General features: G+C 73.4%; 6 protein-coding genes. 1 reads left to right on the top strand and 5 read right to left on the bottom strand.

The annotated features are described in order from the left end of the window. Positions 1 to 354 precede the first annotated feature (354 nt). The gene (locus C1A33_RS36015; RefSeq protein ID WP_243408049.1) at positions 355 to 1,395 is read left to right on the top strand and encodes a response regulator transcription factor; all 1,041 of its coding nucleotides are present in this window, start codon (positions 355 to 357) and stop codon (positions 1,393 to 1,395) included. On the opposite strand, the gene C1A33_RS29135 is transcribed toward C1A33_RS36015, so the two are convergent. From C1A33_RS29135 to C1A33_RS29115, 5 genes are all read right to left on the bottom strand, one after another. Beyond that, complete coding sequence (locus C1A33_RS29135; protein ID WP_101835156.1) at positions 1,365 to 2,342, bottom strand: aldo/keto reductase; 978 nt, start codon at positions 2,340 to 2,342, stop codon at positions 1,365 to 1,367. The genes C1A33_RS36015 and C1A33_RS29135 overlap by 31 nt on opposite strands. Beyond that, positions 2,342 to 2,809: a MerR family transcriptional regulator gene (locus C1A33_RS29130; RefSeq protein ID WP_101835154.1), complete on the bottom strand. Its 468-nt coding sequence runs from the start codon at positions 2,807 to 2,809 to the stop codon at positions 2,342 to 2,344. The genes C1A33_RS29135 and C1A33_RS29130 overlap by 1 nt, the downstream gene beginning before the upstream one ends. Before the next feature lie 89 nt (positions 2,810 to 2,898). Then, positions 2,899 to 3,930: a TolB-like translocation protein gene (locus C1A33_RS29125; protein ID WP_101835152.1), complete on the bottom strand. Its 1,032-nt coding sequence runs from the start codon at positions 3,928 to 3,930 to the stop codon at positions 2,899 to 2,901. Continuing rightward, positions 3,927 to 5,297, bottom strand: coding sequence for an MFS transporter (locus C1A33_RS29120; protein WP_243408048.1), 1,371 nt, complete (start codon positions 5,295 to 5,297; stop codon positions 3,927 to 3,929). The genes C1A33_RS29125 and C1A33_RS29120 overlap by 4 nt, the downstream gene beginning before the upstream one ends. Before the next feature lie 6 nt (positions 5,298 to 5,303). Next, positions 5,304 to 6,191: an alkaline phosphatase family protein gene (locus C1A33_RS29115; protein ID WP_207770556.1), complete on the bottom strand. Its 888-nt coding sequence runs from the start codon at positions 6,189 to 6,191 to the stop codon at positions 5,304 to 5,306. Positions 6,192 to 6,282: the final 91 nt, after the last annotated feature.

Below are 6,282 nucleotides of genomic sequence, written 5' to 3'. Positions count from 1 at the left end.
CGGGCCCATTGATGGGGATGGACCGCGTTGCGCGGAACGCCGGAGGCGGGTGCGGGAAAACGCCGGAGGCGGGTGCGGGAAAACGCCGGAGGCGGGTGCGGGAAACGGAGCGCCGGATGCGGGTCCCGGCTCGGACGCAGGCCCCGGGCCCAGTCGATCGGGCCGGGTCGGCGGTCCCCATTGCGGGTGCCGGCAGTACCCCGGGCGCGGGACGTCTGGCCCGCCGGGTGGGTGCCAGCCGGTTCCCGCAGGCAGGCAACGGCACGGTTGTCGCCGAGGTTCACCGTGGGGCAGGACGGTCCGGCCTCCGACCGGGTGTGCCCTGTAGGGGACAACAGGCCTGGAAGAGGGAAAATGGGCAAGGTGCGGACCACTCTTCTGCTTGTGGGCGCCGAGGCCGGCATGCGGCGGGACCTCGTGCCCGCGCTGATCGGCGAGGGCTACGACGTCGACGTCACCCGGTCAGGTGAACAGGCCCTCGCCCTGCTCGCCGACCGACCGGCGCACCTCGTGCTCAGCTGCCTGCCGCTGCCGGCCGGTTCGGCCCTGCCTCTCGAGTCAGACCTGCCCTTCGAGCCGGCCCTCCACCTCGAGCCAGACCCCTGCCTCGAGCCAGACACCCGCCTCGAGCCAGACCCCTGCCTCGAGCCACACCTCCGCCTCGCACCGGACGACCTCGACGCGGCCCGCCTCGACGAGCTGGTCTACGGTCCGGCCGGCGCGCCGTCCATCGACCGCCTGGCGGACCCCGCGGACCTGGCGGAGGACGAGGCGACCAGGCCAGCGCCCGACGCCGAGGCCGGCGCGCGGGCCGAGGCAGGGGCTGGAGCGGAGATGGACGGTCTGGAGTTCTGCCGCCGGCTGCGGGCGGCCGGCGACGTGCCGCTCGTCATGGTCGCCGGGCGGTCCGCACCGGCCGACGTCGTCGCCGGTCTGGAGGCCGGCGCGGATGATCACGTCACCGCGCCGCCGGTGACGGCGGAGGTGCTCGCCCGGCTGCGCGCCCTGCTGCGCCGGGTGCATCCCGACCGGGTGGCGGCGAGCGGACTGAGCGTCGGTGACCTGCAGATCCGCCCGGCGGAGGGGATCGTGCGCCGGCGTGGTGAGGACCAGCACCTGACCCGCACCGAGTTCCGGCTGCTGTGCGAGCTGGCGGTCGCCGGCGGACGGGCGGTGTCCCGCAAGCAGCTGCTGGAACGGGTCTGGGGGTACGACTACTTCGGCGGGGCGCGGATGCTCGACGTCCACGTCCGCCGGCTGCGCCGCAAGCTGGAGATGGACCCGTCCGCGCCGACGCACATCCTCACCGTGCGCGGGATCGGCTACCGCGTCTGCTCCGCGCAGGACTCCCCGACGCTCGATCCCTACCGGTTGACCAAGGACATGTCGGGGTAGCGGGCCCCGGTGACCGCCTCACCGGCGGCGGCGAGGCGGGCGGACTCGTCGGCGGTCAGGGTGACGGCGGCCGCGGCGACGTTGTCCTCGAGGTAGTGGCGGCGCTTGGTGCCGGGAATCGGCACGATGTCGTCGCCCTGGTGGTGCACCCAGGCCAGGGCGAGCTGCGCCGGGGTGACCCCCTTCTCGGTGGCGAGCTTCTCGATCTCGGCCACGACGGCGAGGTTCGCGTCGAGGTTCTCGCCCTGCATACGCGGCATCCCACGGCGGAAGTCGTCGGCGGCCAGGCTCGCGTCGGAGCGGACGGTGCCGGTCAGGAAGCCGCGGCCCAGCGGGCTGTAGGCGACGAAGCCGATGCCGAGTTCCCGCAACGTCGGCAGGATCTCCGCCTCGGGCTCCCGCGACCAGATCGAGTACTCGGTCTGCAGCGCGCTGATCGGCGCGACCGCGTGCGCCCGGCGGATCGTCGCCGGGGCCGCCTCGGACAGCCCGAGGTAGCGCACCTTCCCGGCGGCGACGAGCTCCGCCATCGCCCCGACGGTCTCCTCGATCGGCACGGTCGGGTCGACCCGGTGCTGGTAGTACAGGTCGACGTGGTCGACGCCGAGCCGGCGCAGCGACCCGTCGCAGGCGGCGCGGACGTACTCGGGCCGACCGCTCACGCCGCGCACGGTCGGGTCGGCCGGGTCGCGGACGATACCGAACTTGGTGGCAAGCACGACCTGGTCGCGGCGATCGGCGATCGCCCGGCCGACGAGCTCCTCGTTGATATGCGGCCCGTACATGTCGGCGGTGTCGAGCAGTGTGACGCCGAGGTCGAGGGCCCGGTGGATCGTCGCGACGGACTCCGCGTCGTCTCCGGCGCCATAGAACTCGGACATTCCCATACAGCCCAGGCCCTGCTGAGCGACCCGCAGGCCCTGGCTGCCAAGTGTGACCGTGCGCATCAGCGAGCGATCCTCTCCTGGTAAAAAGCGATCTTGTAGTCGATGAGCGCAAGATTGCGCTGGACCTCGTCCAGTTGCTCAAGCACCCGGCGGCGGTGCTCGGTGAGCAGCGCGAGCCGCTCGGGCTTGGAGCTCTCCCCGGCGCTGGCCAGCCGCGCGTAGCGGGCCATCTCCCGGATCGGCATGCCGGTCAGGCGCAGTCTGGTCAGGAACGTGACCCACTGGACGTCGTCCTCGGTGTAACGGCGGTGCCGGGAGCTGGCCCGCGCGACCGGGTCCCGCATGAGCCCCGCACGCTCGTAGTACCGCAGCGTGTGGACGCTGACCCCGGTCGCCGCCGCGGCCTCGGCGATCGTGAACGAACCGGGGTCGTCGGTGCCCCCACTCCCAGCCCCGTCCTCGATGCGGGCCGGGAGAGGCTGGCAGATCGGCGATGTCCGCGTCGCGGGCACTTCGAGCGTGGCCATGCCCCAACGCTAGAACCTGGAGCACGCTCGAAGTCAATCGCAGAGGCGGCGACCCGGGTGGCCGCCCGGGTCAGGCGGTCACCCGGGGCTCAGCCGAGCACGGCGCCGGCGAGCGCGGCCGTGGCCAGCAGCCGGGGCGTGCCGGTCCCGGCGGCCGGCGCGGACCACAGGTCGGTGCCGTAGTCGCCGGGCAGGGCGTAGGCGATGGTTCGATCGTCGAGCCACAGCGCCTGGTCGTCGACGTCGCGCCCCTCGGCGAGCGGCGTCTCCCGCATCGTGCGCAGATCGAGGACGGACAGGCGCCAGGGGGCGTCCTTCGGCAGCCCCGGCACCCGCTTCTTGAACGCCAGCCTGGTCCCGTCCGGCGACAGTGACGGGCACTCCACATTGCCCCGCAGCGTCGTCAGGGTGCGGGCGGCGACCTCCCCGCGCACCAGGTACGTCTGCCCGCCGGTGGCGAGGGTGGCGAAGAAGTGGTCGTCGTCGGCGAACGTCACCCCCCAGACGTTCACGTCCGGGGCGCGGAAGGCTCGACCGTCGCGAACGATCCGGTAGGTCTCGAGGTTGGTGTCGAGGTGCCCGGTGCGGGTGTCGAGGATGGACGACCGGGTGGAGAAGGTCCCGTCGGCGTACGAGTCGCCGCTGACGAAGACCGTCCACGCGGCCATCCGCCCGCTCGGGGAGACCCGGGTGCGGGTGGGGATGCCGCCGACGGCGACGCGCCGCCGCTCGTGCAGGTCGGCGTCGAGCACCACGGCCTGGTAGCTGTCCCCGACGATGCCCGGCACCCGCCGCAGGCACAGGCCCGTGCCCGCCGCCGCGTGGAAGCGCAGACAGCGCACGCCCGACGACACCCGCGCCGCCCCCGGGTCCCCCACCGGCGCGACGACCAGCTCGTCGCGATGCGGACCCCAGGCCATGCTGCGGACCACCAGCCGCCGCGGCGGCGCACCGGTACCGGTCGCCAGCCGGACCTGGCCGGGATGGATCGGCGGTCCACCCGCCTGCTGGTCGTCGCGGCGGGCCGCCCGGTCCGAGGCGTGCACGACGGCGGCCGTCCCGACCCCCGCGAGCACCACGAGGACGGCGGCCAGGACCGCGAGCCGGGCTCGGACACTCATGTCGCGGAGCCCGGTGCCGGGGAGCCCGGTGCCGGGGAGTCGGGGCGCAGCGCCATGGCCGCGGCCACGGCGGCCAGCAGCGCGCCCGCCGCGGCGGCGACCGCGGCCCGTTCGCCCCAGGCCGTCCAGGCGGCCCCGAACAGCAGCGAGCCGGCGAACCGGGAGCCGGCCTGACCCGTCTGGACCAGGGCGAGCCCGCTGGAACGCAGCCGCTGTGGGACCGAGCCGGCCGCCGCGGCCATGAGCACCCCGTCGGTAGCCGCGTAGAACGCGCCGTGCAGGGCGAGCACGACGGCGGGCAACGCGCCCGCGGGCAGCACCCCGGCAGGATGGGGAGCGAGCAGCAACCCGTACGCGGCCAGCAGCAGGCCATGACCACCGACGAACACCCACCAGCGACCGACGCGATCGGCGAGATGCCCGAAGGGGACGGCCAGCAGCAGGAAGGACGCGGCGCTGCCGACCGGCAGCACCGGGAACCAGGCGACCGGCAGGTCGACGTCGGCACGCAGGACGAGATAGAGGAAGGAATCGCTGACGGTGGCGGCGCCCAGCACCAACGCGCACAGCGTCAGGCGCCGCAGCTCGGCCTGGCCCAGCAGCCCGAGAACGGCCCGTGTTCCCGCCGCCCGCGCGGCCGCCGCCGCGTCCGGGGCAGCCATCGACTCGGCAGCCATCGACTCGGCAGCCGGCGTGCCGACCGCGGCCTGCCGGTGCGGGCCGGTGTCCGTCCCCCACCGCGCCGCGCGTCCGGGGACGAACAGCAGGAGCACGGCCACCCCGGCCGTCGCGACGCAGAAGCTGACGGTGAACACCGCGTCGAACCCGTCGACCGACGCCCGCAGCACGACGAACGCGGCGAGCGGCCCGAGCAGCGCGCCCGCGGTGTCCATCGCCCGGTGGACGCCGAATGCCCGGCCCCTCGTCTCCGGCGCCGCGGACAACGAGATCATCGCGTCCCGCGGGGCCGTGCGCAGCCCCTTGCCGGTCCGGTCCACCGCGAGCACGGCGGCGATGGCCGGCAGGCCGCGCGCCACCAGCAACGCGGGTTTGCACAACGCCGACAGGCCGTACCCGAGCACGGCCACCGTCTTGTACCGCGAGCCGCGGTCGGCCAGATGCCCGCCGACGAGGCGGACGGCCGCGGACGCCCCGTTGTAGATGCCGTCGAGCAGACCGAAGCCGAGCGGGGACAGTCCCATCTCGGTCACCAGGTACAGGGGCAGGACGGCGGTGACCATCTCGGCGGAGATGTCGGTGAGGAGGCTGACCGTCCCGAGCACGAGCACGGTCGCCGGCACGGCCCGCCGGGCGAGCCGGGGGGCGTCCCCGACTCGACCGGCGGCGCGGGTGTCCGCGAGATACACGAGCGACTAGCTCCAGATGCCGGTGATGTCGGACGCGCTCGACGCGTTGCCGGCGTGGGTGGTCAGCCCGCTGAGGTCCTCCAGGGTGCGCAGGAGGTTGTAGTGGTTGTAGGTCGTCGCCGAGCTGCTGCCCGCGGTCACGTGCTGGCCGTAGATCACGGTCGGGATGTGGTTGCCGCTCAGCGAGTTGTCCTCGTCGAAGGTCACCACCAGCAGGCTGTTGTGGGTCTTCGCCCAGGTGGCGTAGGCGCCGAGCTTGCTGCTCACCCAGCTGTCGCCGGTGCTCACCGAGCAGTCGTGCATGTCGTTGCACAGGTTCGGGACGACGAAGGAGACCTTCGGCAGCGTCGTGTAGTCGGTGGGGAAGGCGGTGAAGGTGTGCGCGAGGCTCGTCGGGACGTTGCTGAAGGCGAACCACGGGTTGTGCTTGCGGGCGTACTTCGTCGAGCTGTTCGTGCAGACCGTGGAACCCTCGGACGGCAGGCCCTCGTTGTAGCTGGCGAAGGTCTTCCCCGCCGCGATCAGCTCGGAGCCGAGGTTGGCGGCGGAGCTGAAGCCCGGGGTGTAGCAGCTGTCGCTGGTGACGCCCTGGGTGCCGCCGGAGAACAGCGCGACGTAGTTCGGCTGGCTGGGATGGGTGAGCCCGTAGGAGGCGGTGAGGTTCGCCCCGCCGGCCTTCAGCGAGTTGATGTAGGGGGCGCTGGACGAGCCGATCACCTGCGAGTACGCGTGGTTCTCCAGCATCACCACGACGATGTGGTCGGGTGTGGGCAGGGACGCGGCCCGCGCGGCAGGCGCGAGGACCCAGGCCCAGAGCAGGGCGACCGCGCAGGCGGCGGCGCCGAACGAACCCAGTGCCAGCCGCGAACGCCGGGCATGGGTGACTGCGGACACATGTACCTCCGGAAGCCTCAGGGGAGACAGCGCGGGCCCTCGCTGAAGATCCCCGCAAGGCTAGGGGCGCCGGTGTGGCGGCGACAGAGTC

The organism is Frankia canadensis (assembly GCF_900197875.1).
Classification (GTDB): Bacteria; Actinomycetota; Actinomycetes; order Frankiales; family Frankiaceae; genus Frankia; species Frankia canadensis.
The sequence above is the reverse complement of the archived record's forward strand: the minus strand, read 5'-3'. Positions and strand labels throughout refer to the sequence as shown.

Excerpts from the sequence above, each read along its gene's own strand:
- C1A33_RS36015 (WP_243408049.1), top strand. The coding sequence starts at position 355 with ATGGGCAAGGTGCGGACCACTCTTCTGCTTGTGGGCGCCGAGGCCGGC.
- C1A33_RS29135 (WP_101835156.1), bottom strand. The coding sequence starts at position 2,342 with ATGCGCACGGTCACACTTGGCAGCCAGGGCCTGCGGGTCGCTCAGCAG.
- C1A33_RS29130 (WP_101835154.1), bottom strand. The coding sequence starts at position 2,809 with ATGGCCACGCTCGAAGTGCCCGCGACGCGGACATCGCCGATCTGCCAG.
- C1A33_RS29125 (WP_101835152.1), bottom strand. The coding sequence starts at position 3,930 with ATGAGTGTCCGAGCCCGGCTCGCGGTCCTGGCCGCCGTCCTCGTGGTG.